Raw genomic sequence first — 24,315 nt, forward strand, 5'->3', positions numbered from 1 at the left:
GGGTCCGCCGCCGTCCACGGGGCGGCGGCACGCCCGAACAGCATGAGCGAACACCCTGCACACCCCGCGCTCGATGCCGCCCGCCTGCACTGCCGGTCACTGGACGAGGCACTCGGCCGGTTCCGCGGGTACGGCCCCGAACGGATCGCGGACTGGGGCAGCCGGCTCGCCGACGTCCTCACCGGCGGCGGCCGCCTGCTCGCCGCGGGCAACGGCGGCAGCGCCGCCCAGGCCCAGCACCTCACCGCCGAACTGGTCGGCCGCTACCGCCAGGAACGCCGTGCCTACTCCGCGCTCGCCCTGCACGCCGAGACGTCCAGCGTGACCGCCATCGGCAACGACTACGGCTTCGACCACGTCTACGCCCGTCAGGTCAGCGCCCACGGCCGCCCCGGTGACATCCTGATGCTGCTGTCCACCTCCGGCCGCAGCGCCAACCTCATCGCCGCGGCCGTGACCGCCCGGCAGGCCGGACTGCGCGTCTGGGCGTTCACCGGGCGCGGCCCGAACCCCCTCGCGGAAGCCGCCCACGAAGCCCTGTGCGTCGACGCCGCCAGCACCGCGAACGTCCAGGAGATCCACCTCGTCGCCGTCCACCTGCTCTGCGAGTGCTTCGACACGGCCGTGTCCACACCGCTCGCACGGCGCACGGTCCTCACCCACGGGAGCACCTCATGACCGGACCGGAACCGCTCGCGGTCGTCGGGGACGTCCTCCTCGACGAGGACATCGAAGGCGTCTCCACCCGGCTCTCCCCGGACGCCCCCGCCCCCGTCGTCGACGTCACCGGCGACCGGCGGCACCCCGGAGGAGCCGGACTGGCCGCCGCCCTCGCCGCCCGCGGCGGCCGGGACGTGGTCCTGGTGACCGCGCTCGGCGACGACGAGGCCAGCGAGGCCGTACGGCGTGACCTGCGCGGCCGGGTCCGGCTGCTGGAGCTCCCGCTCAAGGGCACTTTGCCGGTCAAGACCCGCGTCCTCGCGGGCGGCCGGCCCGTCGTACGCATCGACCGGGGCGGCGGCACCCCCGGCGAGCCCGACGACGCGGTCCGGGAGGCACTGGCGAACGCCCGCGCGATCCTGGTCGCCGACTACGGGCGCCACACCGCGGGCGCCCTGCGGTCGCACCTCGAGGACGCCGCCCGCCGCACACCCCTGGTATGGGACCCGCACCCCAAGGGCGACCCGCCCGTGCCCGGAGCCCGGCTCGTCACCCCCAACGCGGCGGAGGCACAAGCCCTGTACCCCGGTTCCGGAGGGACGTCGCTGGGCGCGTACGCCGAGCGCGGGACGCGACTCGCGGAGCTGTGGCGCGCCGCCGGAGTCGCCGTCACCCTCGGTGACCGCGGAGTCCTGCTGGCCCGGCCCGGCTCCGGTACGCCGATGCTCGTCCCCGTGCCCTACCGGGCCGCCGGAGACCCGTGCGGCGCGGGCGACTGCTTCGCCGCGACGACGGCTGCGGCCCTGGCCGACGGCCTGCTGCCGGAGGAGGCGCTGCAACGGGCCGTCGCCGAGGCCGCCGCGTTCGTCGCGGCCGGCGGCGCGGGCAATCCCGACCTGTGGCGGACCGAGCCGCCGTCCGGCTCCGCGGACGACGCCGCGACCGACGCGTTCGCCCTCGCGGAGAGCGTCCGGGCCCGGGGCGGCACCGTGGTCGCCACCGGCGGCTGCTTCGACCTGGTGCACGCCGGTCACGTCGGCCTGCTGGAGAGCGCCCGGCGCATCGGCGACTGCCTCATCGTGTGCCTGAACTCCGACGCGTCCGTCACCCGCCGCAAGGGCCCGGGCCGCCCGCTCAACCCGGCGGCGGACCGCGCCCGCGTCCTCGCCGCGCTCGGCAGCGTCGACGCCGTCGTGGTCTTCGAGGAGGACACCCCCGAGGCGGTACTGGCCCGGCTGCGCCCGGACGTCTGGGTCAAGGGCGGCGACTACTCCGTCCAGGACCTGCCCGAGGCGGAGGCGCTCCGCACCTGGGGCGGCCAGGCCGTGGTCCTGCCCTACCTCGACGGCCGCTCCACGACCCTGCTGACCCGCCGAGCGGCAAAGGCGGCGACGGTGGCCTTGCGGCCGTCGGGTTCCTGACGGCGTACGACTGACCTGCCGCTGAGGCGGTCCCGCCGGGGCGGCCCGGTCCGACCAGCCGTGGGGCTCTTCGGATCTTCCGGGGTAGCTCGGCCGATCAGCGGCTCGGGTCTTGCGGGCGCCGCTGGGCGGCGGTCCGGCCGGCCAGCCGTGGGGCTGTGTGAACCTCTCCGGGGGTGGCCCTGGCGGATCAGCGGCTGGGATTGTGCGGGTACGGCTGGGCGGCAGGTCTGTCGGCCAGTCGGTGGGGGAGGCGGATTCCCGGGGCAGGCCGGCCGACGAGCCGCTCGGGCCCCTACGGGCCCCTCCGGGGCGGCCCGGCCGGTCGATCGTTGCGGCGGTCTGAGGGACTTCTCCGGCAGCGGCGGTCGATGAGCCGTGTGGCCTGTGCGGACCCGTCAGGGGCAGCCGCGTCGGTCAAGCGTTGCGGACCTGCAGTGTTCTTCGGCAACGGCGGCCGACCAACGGTCGGGGCTTCGCGGCTACCTCAGGGGTACCTGCGAGCGGTCGGCCGTTCCGTCTTGCCGGGTCTCCCCGGCAGCGGCGGCCGATCAGCCGTGCGGGCCCACCGGGCCCGTCAGAGGCAGCCCCGCCGACCGGTCGTTGTGGCCCCGGCTCTCTCCAGCAGCCGCGGCCGACCGCCGTGCGGGCCCCGGGAATCCGCCTCGGTCGGTCGCGGCCACCAGTCGCTGCGCCTCCGCCACGCCGCCACGCTCCCGCTCAGGCCGCCCTGCTCAGCGCCGGCTGCCCCTGTACGTCGCCCTCCTCCGTCCGGAGTACCACCGGCATCGTGGTGCGGCGCTGTCGCAGCAGGTAGCCCGCGCCGATCGAGCCGGCGATGAGCAGGCCGCCGGTGACGAGGGCGCCACGGGCGCCGGCCAGTTCCATGAGGAGGCCGAGCGCGGGCGGGCCGCCCAGGCTCCACACCGTGCCGATGCTGCCCCACACGCCCAGCACGCGACCCCGCAGATGGGCGGGCGGGTCGGTCTGGAGGACGGCCGTGCCGGCGGTGTCGGAGACGGACTCCACCACGGCCATCGGCAGCACGAGCACGATCAGCACCGCGAGCGACGGCGACAGCCCCGCCACCACCTGGAGCAGCGCCCCGGCCGCCGCCAGCGCCCCCACGAGCCGCACGGACGGCCGGCGCAGCCGGGCGCCGAGGACCGCGCCGAGGATGCCGCCGACAGCGAGCACGGTCGACACCGTGCCGAACGAACCGGCGCCACCCGCGAGCGGCCCGGTGACGAGCACGGCCAGGGTGAGCCCGTAGTTGCGGCCGAACACCGCGCTGATCCCGGTCACCCCGGCGAGCGCCATCAGACGCGGCCGGCGCGCGAAGAAGGCCAGCCCCTCGCGCACGGACATGTCCGAGCCGGTGCGCTTCGGGCCCACGGTGACCTCCCGCACCGCCCCGGCAGCGGGCCGCAGGAACGGAATGACCGAGGCCACGAACAGGAACGACAGGCCGTTCGCGAAGTACGCCGCGGACGTGCCGAGGAACCCCACCGCCACCCCGGCCATGGCCGCTCCCACGAGCCTGCCCGACTGGTGCACCAGCGCCCCGACCCCGATGGCCGAGGGCACGTCCTCCGGCGGGACGAGATCATTGCCCAGCAGCGCACACGCCGGGTTGTCGACCGTCGCGACGACACCCGTGACGGCGGCCAGCACCATCAGGGACGTCATGTCGAGCCGGTCCAGCGCCACGAGCACGGCCGTCGTGAAGGCGATCGCGCCGAGCAGCGCCTGGCTCACGGCCGCCGTCAGCTTGCGGGGCCACCGGTCGACGGCCGCGCCGCCGAGGACACTCATCAGCAGGGCAGGCGCGGCCTGCACGGACATGGACAACCCCGTCGCGGCGGGGGACCCGGTGATCTGGAGGACCAGCAGGTTCTGCACCGTGAGCTGCATCCACGTACCGGCGTTCGACACGAAGTTCGCGACGGACCACCAGCGCATGCTGCGGTACCGCAGCGACCGCCAGGGCGAGCGTGAGACGGGCTGGGCAGGGGAGGGCGACGAAGACACAGTGCGCTACTCGCAAGACGAGTCGGAGGACTCAGCAGGAGGAGGACGAGGAGAGCGAGAAGCACCGGCTGCGCTGCGCGGTGGCTCCCCTCGCCGGATACGGCGCCGACCATCGTGGCAGAGGGGACCCCCGAGTCGGTTCCATCCGCACCTCGTCCGCCGCTCCCGTGCCTCCCAACCGCCCTCGGTCTCCGGACATTTGACGCCGCGAGTGTGGTTGATCACAGCCGTCGGTCATCGGCCTCGCCCGGGCCACGTCACGTGACGGCGGCCACAGCGGACACAGAAGGGCCCGTCGCCGGGGCGACGGGCCCTTCTCCTGTACGGCGGTGTGCGGCGGTGTGCGGCAGTGACCGCTCTACTCCGACTTCCCGCGACCGGTCAGCGCGTCGCGCAGCCGGTCGATCATCCCGGTGCCCGGAGCCAGGAGCTTGTTCGCCGGAGGCTTGTCGGGGGCGGCCGGGTGGGGCCGGGTCGGGGCGGTCTTCTTCGCCTTCCGGACCTTCTCGCCCAGCTCGTTGAGCGTGTCCATCGGACAGGCCTGCCGCAGCGCCGGGAAGAGGTTGCCCTCCTCGTCGGCGATGTGCGAGCGGATCTCGCTCATCAGCATGCCCATCAGCCGGTCGAAGTCGGCGTCGCCCGGGTCACAGCCCTCCAGGTCCTTCATGATCCGCTCGGCCGCGGCGTGGTCCTCGAGCTCCTGGTCGGCGAGAGCGTCACCGTTGGCCACGTGCTCGCGTACGGCCGGATAGAGGTAGGCCTCCTCGGCCACCGAGTGCCGCACCAGCTCGATGGTGACCTGGTCCGCGTACGTCTTGCGGTCCTTGTGACCGGACGGCAGTCCCTCGATCTTGCCGAACATCTCCTCGACTTCGCGGTGATCGGTCACCAGCTCGTCGATGACGTTTCCTCCGTGTCCCATGTCCTTCACCTCCAGCCCCCCGGGTCCCCCGGGCCCCAGGGGGCTAACGCACGGTCCGGGGCCCCCTGCGGCGGCTCAGACGGGCAGCTTGGCCCGGACACGCCCGGCCACCGCGGCCGGGCCCGTGGCGGCACGGACGGAGCGCCGCACCAGACCCGCGTCCCGTCGCAGGCCACGGGCGGCGTGGCTGCCACGCCACACCACCGAGGGGCGGGCCCCGGTGTCGTCCGCGGCGATCAGCAGCCCGCCGAGCATGGACATGTTCTTGAAGAAGTGGATCCGCTGCTCGGCCCGCTCCGAAGGGTCCTCGGCCTCCCAGAAGCGGTGCCCCGCCAGCGTCGTCGGCACCAGCGTGGCCGCGATGGCCAGCGCGGCCGGACGCGGCATGCGCCCGGTGGCCAGCATCAGCCCGGCCACGACCTGCACGGCGCCGTTCAGCCGTACGACCTGCTCGGTGCGGTCCGGCAGCGCCGAGACGCGATCGGTGACCGGTTGTACGACAGGCTCGGCGACCGGGGCGACCTCCTTCGGGTTTCGGACGGAGTTCAGCCCGCCCGTGAGGAACATCGAGGCCAGCATGGGACGGCCGAGCACGCGCAACAGACTCATGGCCCTCTCCAGAGTGTCGGTGGGTACGGCGTTCGCCGGGTTCCCCACCAGGGGCGGAAGCACTCACCCCGTTCGTGCCGCCCGGTGCCGCGCCCAGGCCTCCTCGCGCAGCTCCTCGGACAGCAGGACGTCCACGGCGGTGCACGCGAGGGCCTCCGTCGCGGCGACCAGCACCTCGCGGGCCCGGGGAGAGGCGGCGGCCTCGGCGAACTCCGGGGTGTGGTCGGAGCCGTCCTCGTCCATGATCGCGACGAACGGGTGGATGGCGGGCACCCGCGTACTGACGTTCCCGATGTCGGACGACCCCAGGTACACGCCGGGCACGGGCGGGGACAGCGGGATCCCGGCCCGGGACAGATGCGCCGCGAACCGCTCGGACAGCGCCTCGCTGTCCCGGAAGTGCTCGTAGCGCACGGTGGCCCGCTCCACCTCGGCGGCCGTGCCCGTGGCCCGGGCCACGCCGTCGGCGCACTCCCGCAGCCGGTCCGTGAGGTCCTCCAGCGCCGGCGTGGTGGCCGCGCGCAGACCGAACAGGCCCTCGGCGTACTCCGGGACGATGTTCGTGGCGGTGCCGCCCCGGGTGACGATGCCCTGCACGTGCGAGCCCTCCGGCAGTCGCCGCCCAAGCACGGCCAGCACGTTGAACAGCTCCACCAGCGCCGCGAGCGCGTCGATGCCCTCCGTCGGGTTCCCCGTGGGGTGCGCGGCCCGGCCGTGGAAGGCCACCCGGTACTGCACCTGTGCGGTCAGCGGCGCCCGCGCCCAGCTGTGGACGCCCGGATGGAACATCAGCGCCGCCTCGACGCCGTCGAACACACCGGCCTCCACCTCCAGGGCCTTGCCGCCCCCGCCCTCCTCGGCGGGCGTGCCCACCGCCAGCACCGACCCGGCGGACGCCACCACGGCACCGACCGCCAGCGCGGCTCCCAGGCCCGCCGCCGCGATGAGGTTGTGGCCGCACGCGTGGCCGAGGCCGGGCAGGGCGTCGTACTCCATCAGCAGCGCCACCGCGGGCCGGCCCCCGCCCCGGCGCGCGGCGAACGCGGTCGGCATCCCCGCCACGCCGCGCTCCACGGCGAAACCGGCCCGTTCCAGCTCGCCCGACAGCAGGGCCGCCGCCCGGTGCTCGGCGAAGGCGTACTCGGGGTCGGCGTGCAGCCGCGAGGCCACACCCCACAGCGCGTCGGCCCGGGCCGCCACCTCCTCACGGACGGCCTGGTGTACGTCCTCGCGCGTGCGGTCCACAGGGGCCTCCCCGGCGTCGGCTGCGGTGTGTCCCCGACGGGTTTCACCGCCCGGGGCGGCGACACCCGCGGTGTATCGGCCGGTGTGGTCGTGTTCCTGGGCGGGTTCCACCCTGCCGTGGCACTCGCCGCGTCTCGGCCGGTGCGGCTGTGCCCTTGGGCGGGCCCCACCGCCGTGCCGGGGCACCCGCCGCGTTTCGACCCGTGTCCGAGTGCAACACGGTCGGTGTACCCGCCGGGCCACGACAGCGTGGACGCCGCGGCGGCGGCCGGGCGGGCGGGCCGGACCTGGGAGGAACCATGGACCACTCGCGCGTGCCCGTCCTGGAGGCGCTGGAGGGCTTCCGGCGCCGTGGCGACATCGCCTACGGTCCGCCGGGCCACAAGCAGGGCAGGGGAGTGGACCCCCGGGTCGCGGAGATCGTCGGACTCGACGTGTTCCGCTCCGACGTGCTCTCCCTCAACGGCCTCGACGACCGCCGCCAGTCGCAGGGCGTCCTCAGCCGGGCCCAGGAGCTCATGGCGGACGCGGTCGGCGCCGAGCACGCCTTCTTCTCGACCTGCGGAAGCTCCCTGTCCGTGAAGACCGCCATGCTGGCCGCGGCCGGGCCGGGCGAGAAGCTGCTGCTGTCGCGCAACGCCCACAAGTCCGTCATCGCGGCCGTCGTCGTCAACGGCGTCGAGCCGATCTGGGTGCACCCGAAGTTCGACACCGAACGGCACCTGGCCCACCCGCCCGAGCCCGATGACGTCCGCCGGCGGCTGCGGGAACACCCGGACGCCAAGGGCATGCTGCTCATCACGCCCACCGACTGGGGTTCCTGTGCGGACATCGGGGGAGTGGCCCGGGTGTGCCACGAGTTCGACGTGCCCGTCATCGTCGACGAGGCCTGGGGCGCCCATCTGCCGTTCCACCCCGCCCTGCCCGCCTGGGGCATGGACGCCGAGGCCGACCTGGTGGTGACCAGCGTGCACAAGATGGGCGGGGCGGTGGAGCAGAGTTCCGTCTTCCACCTCCAGTACGACCGCATCTCGCCCGAGGTCCTGAAGCAGCGGGAGGACCTGCTCGGCACCACCAGTGCCTCCTCCCTCGTGTTCGCCACGCTCGACGGCTGGCGCCGCCATATGGTCGAACAGGGGCACGAGCTCCTGGAAGCCGCCATCCGCCGAGCCGAGCGCATCCGGGCGGCGGTCGCCGAGCTGCCGGGTCTGCGGCCCATGGGGCGCGAGGTCGTGGAGGAGGGGCTCACCGCCGACCTCGATCCGCTCAAGCTCGTCATCGACGTACGCAAGCTCGGCATCAGCGGGATGCAGGCCGCGGAGTGGCTGCGCACTCACCGCCACGTGGACGTCGGCGGCTCGGACACCTGCCGTATCAGCGCTTCGATCACCCACGCGGACGACGACGAGACCGAGGCGGCCCTGGTGGACGCTCTGGCCGCGCTCGTCGAGCGAGCGGACACCATCGAGCGGCGGCCGCCGGTCCACCTGCCCGAGCCCTCCGCCCTGGAGCTGGAGCAGGCGATGCTGCCCCGCGAGGCGTTCTTCGCCCCGGTCGAGCACGTGCCCGCCGAGCGGGCCGCCGGACGGATCGCCGCGGAGATGATCAGCCCCTACCCGCCGGGCGTGCCCGTCGTGGCACCCGGCGAGGTCGTCACCGACGAGGTCCTGGACTACCTGCGCAGCGGTGTCGAGCACGGTGTCCTCATCCCTGACGCGGAGGACTCCTCCGTGCGCACCCTGCGCGTCGTGGCACGAGGGGCAACCGCTCACGCCTGAGATATCGCAGAATTTATTTAAGTGACTTCTGGGAAATTGGCAGCTTTGTCTGATTCCGGTGATCCGGAAGCCGAGGGCCTCGCAGCCGCGGCCGTGCGAGTGCCGGGAGCCGACGCCCTGCTGCCGAGCGCCCTTCTGCACGCCACGCCCCTGCCGCGCCCACGACCCGTTCGTGGCCACCGTGTACGCGCTGCCGGGGGAGGATTAGCGGGGCCCGCCCGGCGCGGCGGCACGGACCGCGCCGGCGCCGGGCACCCTGACCCTTCGTCACACCCGCTGCCACAGGGCCGGGGTGCGGGTGGGCGCCCACCCGCCCTGGGCCTGGTGGGTCTGGAGGCACTGGTAGCGCACACCGTCGTGGCTCACGGTGGCCCCGGCCTCGTAGACCCGGCCCGCGGCCCACGACTGCGCGACGGCGTTGTCCTGCGGTGCCGTTGCCGGGGAGTCGGCCTCCGCGGTCTTGAGAGTGAGACCGAACTCGCTGAGGAGCGGGTTGATCGGCTGGAAGTACGTGGTGCCGCCGGTCTTGCAGTCACCGGTGCCGCCGGAGGTCACGCCCTGCGCCTGGACGCCGGCGACATACGGCCCGCCGGAGTCGCCGGGCCCGGCGCACACCGTCGTCTGGGTCAGCCCGTCCACCTTGCCCTCGGCGTAGCTGACGCTGGTGTCGTGCTGCTCGACCTTGCCGCAGTGCCAGCCGGTGGTCGAACCGGAGCGGCAGACGGCCGCCCCGACCAGCGCTTGGACCGAGCCGGTGATCTGCACCTTCTGCTCGCCCTCGCCCTTCACGTTCGGCGTCGCCGTCCACTGGTCGTTGACGGCCACCCACGACATGTCCTTGCCGGGGAACGTGGAGGCCTGGAACGTCCCCTGCTCCGCCCTGTCGAACCCGGTCGTCGTGGCGCCCTGCTTGCCGCAGTGTCCCGCCGAGGCGAAGCCCTCCTGCTCGCCCTTCGTGACGGAGAAGCCCACGGAGCAGCGGGCGGTGCCGTCGACGTAGTAGGCGTCGCCGCCGGTGATGTCCGCCATGAGCCGCGGCCGGTTCGCCGTCATCTTGACGCCCACGTTCTTGCCGTGGAGCCCCGCGGCCTTGACGAACGCCGCCGCCGCGGCCTTGTTGCCGGCCTGCACCACGACCTGGTTCGCCGGGACGTCGACATACCACAGGGGCGTGTCCCGGGTGCTCACGCGGGCCGCGGCCGCGTCCAGCTTCGCCTTCGCCGCGTTCAGGTCGCGCAGCGACTTCTTCACGACGGCCGCCTTCGCGCCCTGCGCCTTGATGGCGGCCATGTCCGCGGTGTCCGTGGTCGCCACCACGAGCTCCTGCGACGTCGTGCCCCGCAGCCAGGCCCCCGCGAACCGGTCGCCCAGGGCGTTGCGCAAGCGCCCGGCCCGGGTGCCCGCCTCCGCCTCGTTGACCAGCCGCCGCGACGCCTGGGCCGGGGTCAGACCGAGATCGCGCTCCAGGGCGCGCAGCACCGGAGCCGACGGCCGGTCGGCGCCGAGCGTCTGGGAGGCGGTGGGCAGCGGGCCCGCCGCGGGAGTCGGCTCGGCCGCCGCGGCGGAGGGGAGCCCGGTGGCGATGAGCGCGCCGAGCGCGGCCAGGGCCGCCCGGCGGCCGGTGACGGCATGTCTGTGGGCCATGCGAGGTGTCCCCTTCGTTCACGGATGTAGCTGCCGCAAGGCTTTGGTCTTGCCTGAACGGACTCGCGGGATGTCCACGGCGGCCCCGTTTCACGCTTTGGTGCGGCGCAGGGCGCCAAGTGCAGTACGACGGCCGCCCCGCGTCTCACGCGGACTTCAGGCCGGGCGAACCCACCTCCGTGACGAAGGACGCGGCCGTCGAGATGGCGCCCCCCCCGGCTTCGTGATCGCCGAGACGGTCCGGAAGTCGCCCTGGGCGTTCTCGCGGCCCAGTTCGACCCGGACGTAGCCGCGCCTGCCGTCGAAGTACTTCATGTGCGGGTTGGCCTTCATGTACGTGTCCCAGTCGGCCGGCTTCTCGGCGCCGTTCCCGCCGCTGGCGAGGGAGGTACAGGTGAACTCCGTGCCGACCGTCCTGCTCTGCGGGTCGTCGAAGTCGTCCTTGATGTCGAAGGCGTACCCGACGTGGACGTCACCGGTGAGGACGATCCAGTTGTCGATGCCCGCCGCCTTCGCGCCCGCCATGACCCGGTTGCGGGAGGCGCGGTAGCCGTCCCAGGCGTCCATGGAGCCCCGGGCCGGTACGGTCAGGTCTAACTTGCGCTGGGAGAAGCACACCTGCTGGGGCATCACGTTCCACAGGGCTCCGGAGGCCCGCCAGCCGTCCAGCAGCCAGCGCTCCTGCTCGGCACCGGTGAGGGTGCGCGCCGGGTCGTCCGACTCGGCGCCCCACGCGTGCGGACGTTCGTTGTAGGCCTGGTCGAAGCGGTACTGGCGGGTGTCGAGGACGTCGAACTGGGCGAGCGAGCCCCAGGCCAGCCGGCGGTACAGCTGGGCGTCGGGCCCCTGCGGCAACTGCTCGGCCCGCAGCGGCTGGTTCTCCCAGTACGCCCGGTAGGCGGCGGCCCTGCGTACCAGGAACTCCTCCTGTGGGCTGTTCCGCTCGTCGATGGCGCCCGCGTAGTTGTTCTCCGTCTCGTGGTCGTCCCAGGTGACGACGAAGGGGTGCTGGGCATGCGCGGCCCGCAGGTCGGGGTCGGTCTTGTAGAGCGCGTGGCGCAGCCGGTAGTCCGCCAGGGTGGTGGCCTCCGGTTGAACACGTCGGGCAGTTTGACATCGGTGTAGCGGCGGGCTCCGCCGGCCGAGTCCACGGCGTACTCGTACAGGTAGTCGCCGAGGTGGAAGACCACGTCGACGTCCTCCTGCGCCAGATGCCGGTGGGCGGTGTGGTAGCCGTCCTGGTAGGCCTGGCAGGCCACGGCGGCCAGCCGCATGCTGTCGGCGTCGCTGCCCGCTTCCGGTGCCGTACGGGTCCGGCCCGTGGGGCTGATCCAGGCGCCCACCCGGAACCGGTAGTAGTAGTGGCTGTCCGGCATCAGACCCTTGACGTCGACGTGCACGCTGTGGGCGTACTCGGGATGGGCGGTGGCCACCCCCCCGGTGCTCGACGAAGGCGAACCACTCGTCCATGGCCACTTCCCAGTAGACGACGACCCGCTGCCGGCCCAGGCCGCCGTCCTCCGCGAACGGCTCGGGAGCGAGCCGGGTCCAGATCAGCACCGAGTCGGGCAGCGGGTCCCCGGATGCCACGCCGAGGATGAACGGGTCGTCGGTGATCCGCGCCGCGTCGAGTTCGGGAGCGGCGGTGGCGCCGCGGGCCGGCCGGTTGGTGGTGAAGGCGAGCATCGCGGCCGCCGCGGTGACGTTCAGGAAGCGGCGGCGGGCGACATGCGGTGCCGCGGTGCGCAGTACGGCGTCGTGCGGGGAGAAGGCATGCTCGGACGGTGGCCTTTGACGGCCCGTCAGCGCCATCTGATGTCCTCTCGTACGGGGCGCAAAGCAAGCACGCTAAGCAGGCAAAATGCCTTGAAACGGCACGACTTGCGGGGCGTTCACACCAGAGGCGGTACGGGAGCGGCCCGTGACATCACGCAGCTGCAAGGGGGCGGAGCCGTAAGAAGGCGGACCGTCGGCAGGCGCCGCGTGCCGCGGGACGCGGACGGGACATGAAAACGCCGCCGGCGTCGGCCGGCGGCGGATGGGGGGACTGGGCTGTCTAACGGGCCGCTTGCGCGGCGGCCCCGGTGGTCGCGTGGTCGCGGACGGGCAGATGGTAGACGTGGAAGGCCCGCCCGATGACCGGCTGGGCGACGTTGCGTACCCGCACGCCGCCGCTCGTCATGCCGTGTTCCGTACCGGCGTGCGCGTGCCCGTGCACCGCGAGATCGGCACCGGCGGTGTCGATCGCCTCGGCCAGCAGATAGCTGCCCAGGAACGGATAGATCTCCAGCGGCTCGCCCGCCAGCGTGTCCGGAACGGGGGAGAAGTGGGTCAGGGCGATCCGCGCGTCACAGCCCTCCTCGCCCAACTGCTCCAGGGACGTGCGCAGGCTGTCCGCGGACCGGCGCGAGTACCTGACGAACTCCTTCATGACCGGCTCGCCGAACTCCCCGGCGCAGCGGCCGACGAAGCCGCCGCCGAACCCCTTGGTGCCGGCCACGCCGATCCGCGCCCCGCCGCTCGTCACGACCGTCCCCTGCCCTTCCAGGACATGGGCGCCGGCGTCCCGGAGGATGGCCGTGACCTCGTCGGGCCGGTCGTCGTGATGGTCGTGGTTGCCCAGCACGGCGACCACCGGGACCCCGAGGTCCCGGACCTCCTTGGCCACCACCCGGGCCTCCTCGGGGGTGCCGTGCCGGGTCAGGTCCCCGGCCAGCAGCAGGAGGTCGGCGCATTCGGGCAGGGTCTCGAAGGCGGGGCGGAGCAGGCCCTGGCTGTCGGGCCCCATGTGGATGTCTCCGACGGCTGCGATGCGGATCATGCGAGTTCCTCCGCGTGGTCGGGGGAGGACGTCTCGGTGACCACGAGGTCGCTGTGCACAGGGACCCCGGCGAGCTGCTCCCGGACGGTGCGCAGGATCTCGTCGCGGCAGGGCGCCGAGGGCACGGTGCCGGTGAGCAGCACCGTCTGGCCGCGGGATTCGACCCGCACGCCCAGTTCACCGAGTTCACCGGAGGCGAGGCGGTCCTGGAGGTGGGCGATCCGGTAGTCCAGGTTCTGCTCCGGCTCCCCGCCGCCCGGGTGCTGTGGGCCGTGGGTACTCATGGGTGTTCCTTCCGCATCAGATGACGTTCAGGCGCTCCAGGAGGAAGAAGAAGGCCGCGGGCATGGGCGCGTCCCCGCACTCGCGCCGCACCCGCTCCCAGTCGACCTTCTCGCGCAGCGCACGCGCGATGGGCAGAGCCGCGCCGAAGTCGCAGTGATGCTCGGAGAAGGCGGCGATCAGGCTCCACAGCAGGTCGGTCGGGGCCAGCACCGGCATGCGCACCGAGTCGACCGAAACCTCCTCCGCCCGCTCCAGCATCTCCGCGCCGACCGGTCGGTGCGCCAGCTCGAAGATGATGTCCACCGGCTGGCCGAAACACGTGGCCTTGATCAGCCAGTCCTCCGGCGGGCTGTAGACCGTCAGCCCGGCCTCGCGGAGCGTGACCGCCACCGCGTCCGCGTCCTCGGGGCGGATGGCGAAGTCGACGTCGTGCTGGAGGTTCTTCTCGCCGCCGTGGGCGTAGGCGGCCACGCTCCCGGCCAGCGCGAAGAGGTGCCCCTTCCGCTTCAGCAGGGCACCGACCTGCTTGGCCGCCTCCAGGATCGCCTGGTTGCGGTCCAGGGGGAGTTCCAGGGGCGGCTCGTCGGCCTGCGGGTCCTGTGGTGGCGCGGGCTCGGGCTGGTCCGGGGCCAGCGGGAAATCAGGGATTCCCGGTCGCCGGACGAGCGTCGCGTCATCACCGTTCTGCGTCATGACCACTCCATTCGCCGAACCGGGCACCCCGCCGCCGCAGGGTGCCCGGACCCGTGACGGCCTGCGTGCCTGCTCTGAGTACCCGGAGGTGTCACGCCGACACGGAAGGCCTCCGAAGAGCACCGGGCCGAGGGCCGGTTTCCGCCGCCGCCGGCGGCGCCGGGCCGAGCCGACCGACCCGGCGCCTCCAGCCCTCTGCCCGGTCACCGCCCCTGCCCGGTGCTCCTCCATGGCACACCCCCGGACGTGTCCCCAGCGCGTTCGCCGCGCAGTGCACCTCGCCGCCCGCCAGGTGCGACCAGGCGAAGTTCTCCACCCGGTGCACGCGCACCCCACCGGCGGGGAGCGCTTCCTGCGCGGCGGCGCGGAACAGGTCGCGGCCGTCCGCCTTCGGCCCGTGCGGATCGGGCGCGGCATAGTCCCGGGCGGTCAGCGACAGCCCGTTGGCGATGGTGGGGGAGTAGGCGATCGCGCCCGCCGGCACACCCGGTGCCGGGCTCGCCATCGCGCACAGCACCGGCACCCGTACGAGGTCGCTGCGGGACAGCCCCGTCTCCCGCAGCAGCACGTCGATCTGGCCGTCGATGTGGCGCGGCGCCTCCTCGTTGCCGACGAGGAAGGCGCCGGGGCCCGGGCGGACCACGTCCGGTGGCAGCCCGTGCCCGCCCTGGTGACGCCGGCATGACACCGACACCCTCTCCGCACGAAGGAGCACCCCATGACAAAGGCTGCCGTACGCCCTGCTCACCGCCCTGGCCGGGACGGCGCTCGCCGCGGCCCGCCTGTGGACTCACCGCGAGCCAGTGCATCGCCGTGGGCGGGGTGATCGTCATCTCCGCCGTGGGCGATGGACCGCAGTCGTTCACCAAGCGTTGCATGGGTGGCGTCCACGACGGCGAGAGGCGTCCTGCGTGACCTCGGCCGAGACCTCCGGCGAGACCTCGGCCGTACAAGAAAAAGCGCTCGCTCCAGCAAAGTCTGAATATGGGGCAAAGAGCTGGGAAACCGGTTGAAGCCGCTGGACAACGCGCTTGTGGAGGTCGCCATGAACCAGGAGACATCACGTTCGCCCGATCTTCCGCAGCCGTTGCGGGCTGTCGCCTCGGGTCTGAGGCACCTGCCGGGTGCGGAGCAGGTGGGCAAGGTGGCCGGAGACGCCCTGGACAGGATCGGCGAGGTGTCGCCGCGCGGCCGCCGGATGGCCGTCTACGCCGGTGCCGGAGTGCTCGGCGTGGCCGGGGTGGTGGAGTGGCCGGTGGCGCTGACCGGCGCGGCAGTCGCCTGGCTGACACAGCCGAAGCCCGGACAGCGATCCGACGGCGCGGCGAACGGCGGGGCACCGACCGACCAGACCGGAGAGCGCCGCTCCGGGGCCGGCGGCGAGGACAGGCCGGACGATCAGGACACCTCGTCCTACGGCCCCGGCGACAAACTCGCCTCGTCCCACTACCGGCACGACCGGCCGGAACACCACGTCCAAGAACAGCCCGCGAAGGTGGGCGACACCGCCACCGCCTCCGCGCTGAAGCAGGTCGCCGAGGCCACCGCGCACCACGACCCGCACGGGGAGGAGCCGGACCGGGAGCAGACCCGCCGGCAAGGACACGACAGCCGGCCCACCGGCTGAGTCGGGACACAGGAGATGCTCACACGTTTCGACGTCGCCCCCCTCGTCGGGGCCATGGCTGGGGCGGCGGCAGGCGCCGCCCGCAGCACCGCCCAGGGCGTGACGTCCGTCTACGACACCACGCGACGCGTCCGCAACGTCGCGCGCAACGCCCTGTCCGGCGGGCAGCAATGGCGGGCGGGCCGGCGCGTCCACATCGCCCTGCGGCGGCCCGACGGTGACATCGGCGGCCTCGCCCGCAAGGTCGCCGGGGAACTGCTCGACCACCCGGACGTGCTCGCGGCGTACTGGGACGAGGGACTGTCCCGCCTGGTGATCACGGTGGTCGAGGACGCCGTCACCGACCGCGTCAGCGAGCGGGCCGCGGCGCTCGCCGCCCGCCTCGGCCTGACCGAGGGCGCCGACCCGGTCGCCCAGGAGGCCGCCCACCCCGGCGACCCCGGCGAAGTGCGCGTCACCGCCGCGGCGATCCTGCTGGACGCCGCCGGCGCGGCCGGTGCCCTGGCCGGCCGGTCGCTGCGCCTGCCGCCCACCTCACGCATCGTCACCGCCACCGTCACGCTGCTGCGCGAGAACCCCCGCTTCCGGGCCCTGCTCCAGCAGCGGTTCGGCACCTCCGGCATGGAACTCGTCCTCACCGCCGTCAACGCCGCCGCACACGGCGTCGGCCAGACCCCGTTGGCGCTCGCGCTCGACGGTGTGCTGCGCAGCAGCCAGCTGACCGAAGCGGTGGCCAGGGCCGCGGCCTTCGAGGCCCTGCACGACGACATCTGCCAGGAACGGCGCACCAGCCTGCCCTGCCCTCCGGACACCCGGCCGCCGCTCAAGGTGACACCCGCCCAGGAGTACGCCTCCCACGCCAGTACCGGCAGCCTCGCCGGCGCCGCCGCCACCCTCCTCGTCACGCACTCCGCGAAGGAAGCGGCCGAAGCCGTCCTCGCCGGGTCCCCGAAGGCGGCCCGCTACGGACCGGCAGCCTTCGCCGCGACCCTCGGCACCTTCCTCGCCCAGGCCGGGATCCTCGTGCGCAGCGGGGACCGCCTGCGCCAGCTGGAGATCGCCGACTCCCTCGTCCTGCACGCCGACGCCTTGCGCAGCCGGCGGCAGGACGCCGAAGGAGACTCCGACGGGCTGCCCGACGACCCGGTCCATCCCTATGCCGAGGCCGTCCTCGACGCCGCCCGCCGGGCAGGACTGCACGTCGTGATCGCGGGCGGCTCCGACCTGAAGGACATCGTCCGGCTCGCCGACGAGGTCGCCCCGGGCGCGAAGCCGTTCGGAGACGTCGTACGGGCCCTCCAGGACGACGGGCACGTGGTGGTGACCGTCGCCCGCCTGGACGGGTCCGGCGACGGTCACGTGGCGGCCGGGCTGCCCGCCGGTGACGTGGCCATCGCGCTCACCGACGGCCGCGCGGCCGTCTCCTGGGGCGCCGACGCGCTGGCCACGGGCGGACTCGCCGACGTCTGGCGGCTGCTGACCGCGATCCCGGCGGCCCGGCGTGTCGGACGCCGCTCGCAGACCCTGGCCCGCGCGGGGGCGGCCCTCTCGGGGCTCCTGGTCGCGCGCGGCGGGCAGCCCCCGGGCCGCCGGCTCCTGTGGCCCCTCACCCGGCACGCCCCCGTCAACATCGCCGCCGCGAACGCCCTGCTCGCGGGCTGGCTCGAAGCCGTCCGGGTGGCCCGGGCCACCCCGCCCCCGCCCCGGCTGCACATCCCCTGGCACGCCCTGGAACCCGACGAGGCCCGCGCCCGGCTGGGGCGCACCCGTCGCGACGGCGAGCCCACCGGACTCGCCCTGCTCGCCGACCGCTCGCGCCAACAGACCGCTCGCCTGGGCCGCCACCCGGCCATGGCCCCCGTCCGCTGGACCTGGCAGGCGGCCGGTGCCGTACGCCGTGAACTCGACGATCCGCTGACCCCGGTCCTGGCCACGGGCGCCGTCGCCTCGGCGCTGCTCGGCTCGCTCGTCGACGCGCTGCTGGTCGTCGGCGCCATGGACCTCAACGCCGTGACGGGCGGACTCCAGCGGATGCGCGCCGAACAGGCACTGGCCCGGCTGGCCGCCCGGCAGCAGCCCAAGGCCCGCAAGCGGGACGGCCGCAGGCGCACCGTCACCGTCGACGCCGCCCGGCTGCGACCCGGCGACGAGATCACCCTCGGTGCCGGCGACGTCGTGCCCGCCGACGCCCGGCTGCTCGACGTCGACGGTCTCGAGGTCGACGAGTCGGCGCTCACCGGCGAGTCCCTGCCGGTCACCAAGGCCGTCGAGGCCACCCCCGGTCTGCCGGTGGCCCAGCGCAGTTGCATGGTGTTCGAGGGCACGACCGTCGTGGCCGGACGCGCCACCGCGCTCGTCGTGAACACCGGCGACCAGACCGAGGCGGGCCGCGCCGTCACGCTCGCCGCCCGCACCCCGCCGCCCGCCGGCGTCCAGGCCCGGCTCCAGGAACTGACCCGCAAGGCCCTGCCGGTGACCTTCACGGGCGGCGCCGCCGTGACCGGACTGTCCCTGCTGCGCGGCAGCCCCGTGCGGCGCGCCGTCAGCGGCGGTGTCGCGGTCGCGGTCGCCGCCGTACCGGAGGGACTCCCGCTCGTCGCGACGGTCGCGCAGATGGCGGCCGCCCGCCGGCTCTCCCGGCGCGGCGTCCTGGTCCGCACCCCGCGCACCCTGGAGGCGCTCGGGCGGGTCGACACCGTCTGCTTCGACAAGACCGGCACCCTCACCGAGAACAAACTGCGCCTGGTCCGCGTCGCCACCGCCGACGGCACCGTGCTGCCGGTGGACGCCGAGCAGGCCGAGCCGATCGTGCGCCTGGCCGCGCGTGCCTGCCCGCAGGAGGAGACCGGCCAGGGCCGCCGCGTCGCGCACGCCACCGACGAGGCCGTCCTCGACGTCGCCCCGCCCGACCAGGGCTGGACACCGACCGGCGAGCTGCCCTTCGAGACGCGGCGGGGCTACGCCGCGGCGGTCGGCCGTGACGGCGACCCGGACTTCGGTGAACTCCTCGTCGTCAAGGGCGCGCCGGAGACGATCCTGCCCGCCTGCCGGGACCTCCCCGACGGCACGACCGACACGGCCCACGAGCTGGCGGGACAGGGACTGCGCGTCCTCGCCGTCGCCCGGCGCCCCTGCCGGGCCCACGACGCCGACGCCGAACTCGACGCGCCGCTCGCGGACCTGGAGTTCAGCGGTTTCGTCGCCCTCGCCGACGTCCCGCGTGAAACCTCGCACGCCCTGCTCGCCTCACTGCGCCGCTCCGGCATCCTGCCCGTCATGCTCACCGGCGACCACCCGGAGACCGCCCGTGCCATCGCCCTGCAACTGGGCTGGCCGGAGGAGACCGAGGCGGTGACCGGCGACGAACTCGTCGCCATGGAACGCAGCGAACGCGTCCGGGTGCTGCGCGGTGCGGGCGTCATCGCCCGGGTCGCACCCGAGCAGAAGCTGCACGTCGTGGAGGCCCTGCAGCAGGCCGGGCGGGTCGTGGCGATGGCCGGTGACGGCGCGAACGACGCCGCCGCCATCCGCGCCGCCGACGTCGGAGTCGGCGTCGAGGCCCGCGGCTCCGCGGCCGCCCGCAACGCCGCCGACCTCGTGCTCACCTCCGGCGACCTGTCCGTCCTGGTGGACGCGGTCGACGAGGGCCGTGCCCTGTGGCGCAGCGTCGCCGACGCGGTGAGCATCCTCATCGGCGGCAACGCCGGCGAGGTCGGCTTCAGCGTCCTCGGCACCCTGCTGGCCGGCGCCTCGCCCCTGTCGACGCGCCAACTGCTGCTGGTCAACCTGCTCACCGACATGTTCCCGGCCATGGCGGTGGCGGTCACGCCGAGCGACGACCCCTCGACGGCGGAGCACGCCGAGACCGGCCCGATGGGTCTCGACGTCCTCGGCGCGCCGCTGCTGCGCTCCATACGGCGCCGCGGCGTCACCACCTGCCTCGGCGCGGTCACGGCGTACCTCATCGGCCGCCTCACCCCCGGCACCGAACGCCGCTCCACGACCATGGCCCTGTGCGGCGTGGTCGGCGCCCAGCTCGTGCAGACCCTCTCCGGCCGGCGCCACAGCCCGCTGGTGTGGGCGACCGCGCTCGGCTCGGCCGCCGTACTCGCCGCCCTCGTCCAGACACCCGGCATCAGCCAGTTCTTCGGCTGTACCCCGCTGGGTCCCGTGGGCTTGGCCGGCGTGGCCCTGGCCATCGCCCTCTCGGCCCTGGCCCCGCGTCTGGAACGACTCCAGGCGGTCCACACCCTCTATGACGCCGCGGCACGACTGGCCCTGCGCCTGAACGACCTGGGTCAGCAGGCCCGGGAGCGGCTTCAGAACGGGGTGGGCCAACCGGTGGGGGCGTAGCGGGCGAGGTCAGGGCGACGACAGAAGGCGGCCGCCACCACGTGCAGTGGTGGCGGCCGCCTTCTGTCCCGCAGGGTCAGACCTCGCCGCGCCAGGCCCCGGTCTCCGTCCCACGGGCCTCCATGAACTGCTTGAACCGCCGCAGATCACCGGAGACCTGCCGCTTGACGAACCCGAGCTTGTCGCCGGCTGTCTCGGCCACGCCACTGGGGTCGAAGTCCATCTGGAGCATGACCTTGGTCGTGTCGTCCTGGATGCGGTGGAACGTGACCACACCAGCCTGCCTGGCCTCGCCGTTCACGGTGGTCCAGGCGACGCGCTCGTCGGGGATCTGCTCGGTGATCTCCGCGTCGAACTCCCGCTCCTGGCCGCCGACCTTCGTCACCCAGTGCGTCAGGGTGTCGGTGCGCTGCTCGACGCGCTCGACGCCGTCCATGAACTGGGGAAAGTCCTCGAACTGCGTCCACTGGTTGTACGCGGTGTGCACCGGAACGCGGACCTCGATGGATTCCTCAACCTTTGACAAGGCGGTACCTCTCTTTCTCGTACGGTGAGCGAGGGACGGGTACCAGTTCTGGCGCCGGACACTCATGGTCGTCACGACTTGTAAGGTCGGGTGACGTGGCCACCTTGCTGATCGTCCATCACACGCCCTCGCCCAACTGCCAGGCGATGTTCGAAGCCGTCGTCTCCGGGGCGACGGACCCCGAGATCGAGGACGTCCGGGTCGTCCGCGTGCCCGCGCTGTCCGCCACCGCCTCCGACGTCCTCGCCGCCGATGGCTACCTGCTCGGCACCCCCGCGAACCTCGGCTACATGTCCGGAGCCCTCAAGCACTTCTTCGACCAGGTCTACTACCCGTGCCTGGACGCGACCCGCGGCCGGCCCTTCGGCTACTGGGTGCACGGCGGGAACGACGTCACCGGAGCCGTGCGGGGGATCGAGTCGATCACGACGGGCCTCGGCTGGCGCCGCGCCGCCGAGGCCGTGACCGTGACCGGCGAGCCCGGCAAGGGCGACGTCGAGAAGTGCTGGGAACTGGGCGCGACGGTCGCCGCCGGACTCATGGGCTGAACGGGTCAACTCCCTTCCATACGGCGCCGGTCCTCTTCGTCCCAGGTACGGGTGTCACGCGGCTGCGTGTACGGCTCGGCCTCGGGCGGATGACCACCGGCGATGGCCCGCTGCCGGACCGTCTCCGCGTCGAACTCCAAGCCCAGCAGGATCGCCAGATTGGTGATCCACAGCCACACCAGGAAGACGATGACGCCGGCCATCGTGCCGTAGGTCTTGTTGTACGAGGCGAAGTTGGCCACGTAGATCGCGAACCCGGCCGAGGCGGCCATCCAGATCAGCAGGGCCAGCACGCTGCCCGGTGTGATCCAGCGGAACCCCTTCACCTTGGCGTTCGGGGTCGCCCAGTACAGGATCGCGATCATGATCGTGACCAGCACCACCAGCGCGGGCCACTTCGCGATCGACCACACCGTCAGCGCGGTGTCCCCGATCCCGAGCGCGGTTCCGGCCTGCCGGGCCAGCCCGCCCGTGAACACCACGATCAGCGCGCTGATCACCGCCATCACCATCAGCACGATCGTCACCGCCAGCCGCATCGGCAGCAACTTCCACACCGGCCGGCCCTCGGGCATGTCGTAGACGGCGTTGGCGGAGCGGATGAACGCCCCCACGTAGCCGGAGGCCGACCACACCGCGAGGACGAGACCGGCGATCGCCATCAGCGAGCCGATACCGGCGTTGCCCTGCAACTGCTCGACAGCCCGGGTGATGATGTCGCGGGCCGCGCCGGGGGCGAACTGCTGGACGTTCTCGAGCACCCTGTCCGTGGTCGACCTGCCGGTGATGCCCAGCAGTGACACCAGCACCAGCAGTGCCGGGAAGAGCGCCAGCACCCCGTAGTACGTGAGCGCGGCCGCCCGGTCGGTCAGTTCGTCGTCCTTGAACTCTCGCAGGCTCCCCTTGAGCACCGCACCCCACGACTTCCGGGGGAGGTCACTCGGGCTGTCCGGAGCAGCCCGCTCCACTTCGGGCCCCGGGCCGGGCTCCTCGTCCGATCTCGGAGCGGGCCTCTCCGCGGCCGGGCGGGGCTCTTGCGCAGTCGGGGCGGGAGCCCGGGCAGGGGCGGAGTCCTGAGGCGGAGCCTCTTTCTCACGATGTTCTTTTCGTCCCGGAATATGCAGCTTCACCATGTGGCCCGGGTAACCCCGAACTGGGCAGTTAAGCCGTATTCGGTAGGTCGGCGTCAGCTGTCCATGGGGGAGTCACCCCGCAGGGCGAGGCCGCGCTGCTCCAGCGCCTCCGACAGCACACGCACCGCCTTGGGCCCCACCCCGTGCAGCGCGAGAAGTTCCGCCCGCGAGTGCTGTGCCACCTGCTCCAGCGTCATCACGCCGGCACCGCGCAGGGCCTGCGTGGCGGGCCTGCCGATACCGGCGGGCAGGTCGCCGCCGGGGCTGCCGGCCGCCGCCTGAGCCGCGGCGAGCCGCTTCGGGGCGCGACTGAACCAGGCCGCCCGGACCAGGGCGTTGAGGTCCTTGCCGTCGATGTCGGCGAGCGGCACGCGGAAACCGATCGGCGCGCCCGTGCGCACGAGAGGCTCACCGGCCGGATGTGCGGCCAAGGCGGCGTCGGTCTCCTCCTGCGGCGGACGCAACTGCACCCGGCCGTCCTTGGTCACCGAGACGAAGCCCCTGCCCCGCACGGAGAAGGCGACCATGCCGAAGTGCGTCCCCTCCTCCACCTCCGGGAGGGCGAGTGCGGCCTTGCCCAACTGGGTCACGGTGGTCATGGCCGGAGCTTCCCATAGCCACGCCACCGTTTCGGTGGCCTTGGGGGAGCTCCTCGAAGTGGGTTGAGGGAGCGCTCCCATAGGGGGCACGATGCCGCCATGACCAAGCTCCCCGGCATCCGCCCGTACCGCCCCGAGGACCGTCCGGCCCTCGACGACATCTGCGTCCGCACCGCGCACAACGGCCAGGACAGCCGCCCCCACTACACGGACCCGGGCATCTTCCCGGCCACCTTCGCGGCTCCGTACGTCCATCTGGAGCCTGACCTGGCCTTCGTGCTGGACGACGGGCGCGGGCAGGCGGTCGGCTACATCCTCGGCACGGCGGACACCCCGCGCTTCGCCGAGGCCTTCCGCGCCACCTGGCTGCCGCTGGTCGCCGGCCGCTACCCGAAGCCGCCGGAGCCGCCCCGCACTCCGGACGAGGCGATGGCGGGACTGCTGCACAACCCTGAGCGGATGGTGCTGCCCGAACTCGCGGCCTACCCCGCCCACCTGCACATCGACCTGCTGCCCGAGTGGCAGGGGCGCGGCCACGGCCGCAGCCTGATGCGGACGTTCCTGGCCACCCTCCAGGACAGGGGAGTGCCGGCCGTCCATCTGGCCATGGCGACCGCCAACACCCGGGCCAGGGCCTTCTACGACCGCATGGGCTTCCATGAACTCGACGTCCCCGAGCCCGGCTCGGCCACCTACCTCGGCCGCACCACGAAGGAACTCGACCGGCTCTAACGGCTGGTCTCACATGATCCGGTTCAACGGGCGCGGCCGAGACCAGAACCGTGCGCAACGCCGCGCTGGGCGATGACGGGCTTGATCCCGCGCTTCCGCAGCAGGCGGCGGTACTCGTCACAGTCGTAACCCCGGTTCGGCGAACAGCCGCTTCGGTCGGCGTGGGCGTTCACGTAACCCACGGATTCGGGGCATCGCGTCCGGGAGGGGGATGAGCCGTGTGACGTTGCGCGCAGATTCCCCCCGGGCGCCGGACTCTGTCGGCTGGGAAGGGTCCTTCGACCTCCCCAGGCTGCATGGCCCCTCCCCAGCCGGCTCCGGACGTCTGCTCGCCCGCCCCGGTCTCATGCGGCATCGGTTCGTGTCCGGTTCACCGCCGCCGTCACCGCGTCGGCCAGCGCGCGCAGCTTGACGGTGCTGTTCTGGGAAACCTGCACCAAGATCTCCCACGCCTCGTCGGATGTGCAGCCGAAGCCGGCCATCAGAGCACCCCTGGCCATGTCGATCATCGGCCGGTTGTCGATCGCCTGCTTGAGCTGCTCGTTCTCCGGCTCAAGCCGTTCGACGCGCTCAGGCGCCGCCCTGTCCGGTACGCCGCCGGCGCCTGGTGGTTCGTCGCACCCTGCCCAGAGGGCGGGCGCGCTTCGAGCACGCCGGAAGCCACTGTGCGGGGGAGGTCGCATACGGG

Annotated in this window: 20 protein-coding genes and 2 pseudogenes; 7 read left to right on the forward strand and 15 right to left on the reverse strand. The window is 73.3% G+C overall.

All coding sequences use genetic code 11. The annotated features are described in order from the left end of the window. Window positions 1-42: 42 nt before the first annotated feature. Both AOQ53_RS10005 and rfaE2 read left to right on the forward strand, forming a co-directional pair. Complete coding sequence (locus tag AOQ53_RS10005; protein WP_059416643.1) at window positions 43-678, forward strand: D-sedoheptulose-7-phosphate isomerase; 636 nt, start codon at window positions 43-45, stop codon at window positions 676-678. Continuing rightward, window positions 675-2,081: a D-glycero-beta-D-manno-heptose 1-phosphate adenylyltransferase gene (gene rfaE2 / locus AOQ53_RS10010; protein ID WP_059416644.1), complete on the forward strand. Its 1,407-nt coding sequence runs from the start codon at window positions 675-677 to the stop codon at window positions 2,079-2,081. Before AOQ53_RS10005 ends, rfaE2 begins: the two co-directional genes overlap by 4 nt. A 720-nt stretch (window positions 2,082-2,801) precedes the next feature. On the opposite strand, the gene AOQ53_RS10015 is transcribed toward rfaE2, so the two are convergent. The 4 genes from AOQ53_RS10015 to AOQ53_RS10030 form a co-directional block, all read right to left on the reverse strand. Continuing rightward, window positions 2,802-4,043 (reverse strand): MFS transporter, encoded by a 1,242-nt coding sequence (locus tag AOQ53_RS10015; protein WP_236711639.1) that lies wholly within the window; start codon window positions 4,041-4,043, stop codon window positions 2,802-2,804. 427 nt (window positions 4,044-4,470) lie between these two features. Continuing rightward, a complete protein-coding gene (locus tag AOQ53_RS10020) occupies window positions 4,471-5,034 on the reverse strand; it encodes a hemerythrin domain-containing protein (protein WP_059416646.1) in 564 nt (187 codons plus the stop codon). Window positions 5,035-5,109: 75 nt separating this feature from the next. Continuing rightward, complete coding sequence (locus AOQ53_RS10025) at window positions 5,110-5,643, reverse strand: DoxX family protein (RefSeq protein ID WP_059416688.1); 534 nt, start codon at window positions 5,641-5,643, stop codon at window positions 5,110-5,112. Between the two features lie 63 nt (window positions 5,644-5,706). Beyond that, a complete protein-coding gene (locus AOQ53_RS10030; RefSeq protein WP_059416647.1) occupies window positions 5,707-6,888 on the reverse strand; it encodes an amidohydrolase in 1,182 nt (393 codons plus the stop codon). A gap of 299 nt (window positions 6,889-7,187) precedes the next feature. Here AOQ53_RS10030 and AOQ53_RS10035 point away from each other — a divergent pair, with 299 nt between their 5' ends. Beyond that, on the forward strand, window positions 7,188-8,666 hold the full coding sequence (locus AOQ53_RS10035; RefSeq protein WP_059416648.1) for an aminotransferase class I/II-fold pyridoxal phosphate-dependent enzyme: 1,479 nt from the start codon (window positions 7,188-7,190) through the stop codon (window positions 8,664-8,666). Window positions 8,667-8,933: 267 nt separating this feature from the next. Here AOQ53_RS10035 and AOQ53_RS10040 read toward each other — a convergent pair whose 3' ends face one another. The 6 genes and pseudogenes from AOQ53_RS10040 to AOQ53_RS10065 form a co-directional block, all read right to left on the reverse strand. Then, complete coding sequence (locus AOQ53_RS10040) at window positions 8,934-10,310, reverse strand: alpha-lytic protease prodomain-containing protein (protein WP_059416649.1); 1,377 nt, start codon at window positions 10,308-10,310, stop codon at window positions 8,934-8,936. Between the two features lie 145 nt (window positions 10,311-10,455). Then, window positions 10,456-12,122: pseudogene (locus tag AOQ53_RS10045) on the reverse strand (alkaline phosphatase D family protein). Between the two features lie 244 nt (window positions 12,123-12,366). Further along, window positions 12,367-13,131, reverse strand: a complete 765-nt coding sequence (locus tag AOQ53_RS10050) for a metallophosphoesterase family protein (protein WP_059416650.1) — start codon at window positions 13,129-13,131, stop codon at window positions 12,367-12,369. Further along, on the reverse strand, window positions 13,128-13,415 hold the full coding sequence (locus AOQ53_RS10055; RefSeq protein WP_059416651.1) for a BON domain-containing protein: 288 nt from the start codon (window positions 13,413-13,415) through the stop codon (window positions 13,128-13,130). Before AOQ53_RS10055 ends, AOQ53_RS10050 begins: the two co-directional genes overlap by 4 nt. Window positions 13,416-13,431: 16 nt before the next feature. Further along, on the reverse strand, window positions 13,432-14,109 hold the full coding sequence (locus AOQ53_RS10060; RefSeq protein ID WP_059416652.1) for a nucleotidyltransferase family protein: 678 nt from the start codon (window positions 14,107-14,109) through the stop codon (window positions 13,432-13,434). A 91-nt stretch (window positions 14,110-14,200) separates the two neighbouring features. After that, window positions 14,201-14,797 (reverse strand): protein-arginine deiminase family protein, encoded by a 597-nt coding sequence (locus AOQ53_RS10065; protein WP_167745702.1) that lies wholly within the window; start codon window positions 14,795-14,797, stop codon window positions 14,201-14,203. A 357-nt stretch (window positions 14,798-15,154) separates the two neighbouring features. On the opposite strand from AOQ53_RS10065, the gene AOQ53_RS10070 reads away from it, so the two are divergent. Together AOQ53_RS10070 and AOQ53_RS10075 are read left to right on the forward strand one after the other, a co-directional pair. Further along, complete coding sequence (locus AOQ53_RS10070) at window positions 15,155-15,736, forward strand: hypothetical protein (protein WP_059416689.1); 582 nt, start codon at window positions 15,155-15,157, stop codon at window positions 15,734-15,736. Window positions 15,737-15,751: 15 nt separating this feature from the next. Further along, window positions 15,752-20,089, forward strand: a complete 4,338-nt coding sequence (locus tag AOQ53_RS10075; protein ID WP_059416654.1) for a cation-translocating P-type ATPase — start codon at window positions 15,752-15,754, stop codon at window positions 20,087-20,089. Window positions 20,090-20,165: 76 nt separating this feature from the next. On the opposite strand, the gene AOQ53_RS10080 is transcribed toward AOQ53_RS10075, so the two are convergent. Further along, the gene (locus tag AOQ53_RS10080) at window positions 20,166-20,615 is read right to left on the reverse strand and encodes an SRPBCC family protein (protein ID WP_059416655.1); all 450 of its coding nucleotides are present in this window, start codon (window positions 20,613-20,615) and stop codon (window positions 20,166-20,168) included. Window positions 20,616-20,710: 95 nt separating this feature from the next. Here AOQ53_RS10080 and AOQ53_RS10085 point away from each other — a divergent pair, with 95 nt between their 5' ends. Further along, entirely contained in the window at window positions 20,711-21,163 is a 453-nt protein-coding gene (locus AOQ53_RS10085) for a flavodoxin family protein (protein ID WP_059416656.1), read from the forward strand. A 5-nt stretch (window positions 21,164-21,168) separates the two neighbouring features. Here AOQ53_RS10085 and AOQ53_RS10090 read toward each other — a convergent pair whose 3' ends face one another. Together AOQ53_RS10090 and AOQ53_RS45945 are read right to left on the reverse strand one after the other, a co-directional pair. Further along, window positions 21,169-22,296, reverse strand: coding sequence for a YihY/virulence factor BrkB family protein (locus AOQ53_RS10090; protein ID WP_236711640.1), 1,128 nt, complete (start codon window positions 22,294-22,296; stop codon window positions 21,169-21,171). A 53-nt stretch (window positions 22,297-22,349) separates the two neighbouring features. Beyond that, on the reverse strand, window positions 22,350-22,895 hold the full coding sequence (locus AOQ53_RS45945) for a hypothetical protein (RefSeq protein WP_059416658.1): 546 nt from the start codon (window positions 22,893-22,895) through the stop codon (window positions 22,350-22,352). Between the two features lie 99 nt (window positions 22,896-22,994). On the opposite strand from AOQ53_RS45945, the gene AOQ53_RS10100 reads away from it, so the two are divergent. Continuing rightward, window positions 22,995-23,627, forward strand: a complete 633-nt coding sequence (locus AOQ53_RS10100) for a GNAT family N-acetyltransferase (protein ID WP_059416659.1) — start codon at window positions 22,995-22,997, stop codon at window positions 23,625-23,627. 26 nt (window positions 23,628-23,653) lie between these two features. Here the strand turns inward: AOQ53_RS10100 and AOQ53_RS42695 are convergent. Next, a pseudogene (locus AOQ53_RS42695) lies at window positions 23,654-23,852 on the reverse strand (IS5/IS1182 family transposase); the annotation flags it as partial. A gap of 119 nt (window positions 23,853-23,971) precedes the next feature. Then, entirely contained in the window at window positions 23,972-24,310 is a 339-nt protein-coding gene (locus tag AOQ53_RS40610) for an ANTAR domain-containing protein (protein WP_078945235.1), read from the reverse strand. Window positions 24,311-24,315: the final 5 nt, after the last annotated feature.

Origin of the sequence: Streptomyces azureus (genome assembly GCF_001270025.1) — a bacterium.
GTDB classification, from domain to species: Bacteria; Actinomycetota; Actinomycetes; order Streptomycetales; family Streptomycetaceae; genus Streptomyces; species Streptomyces azureus.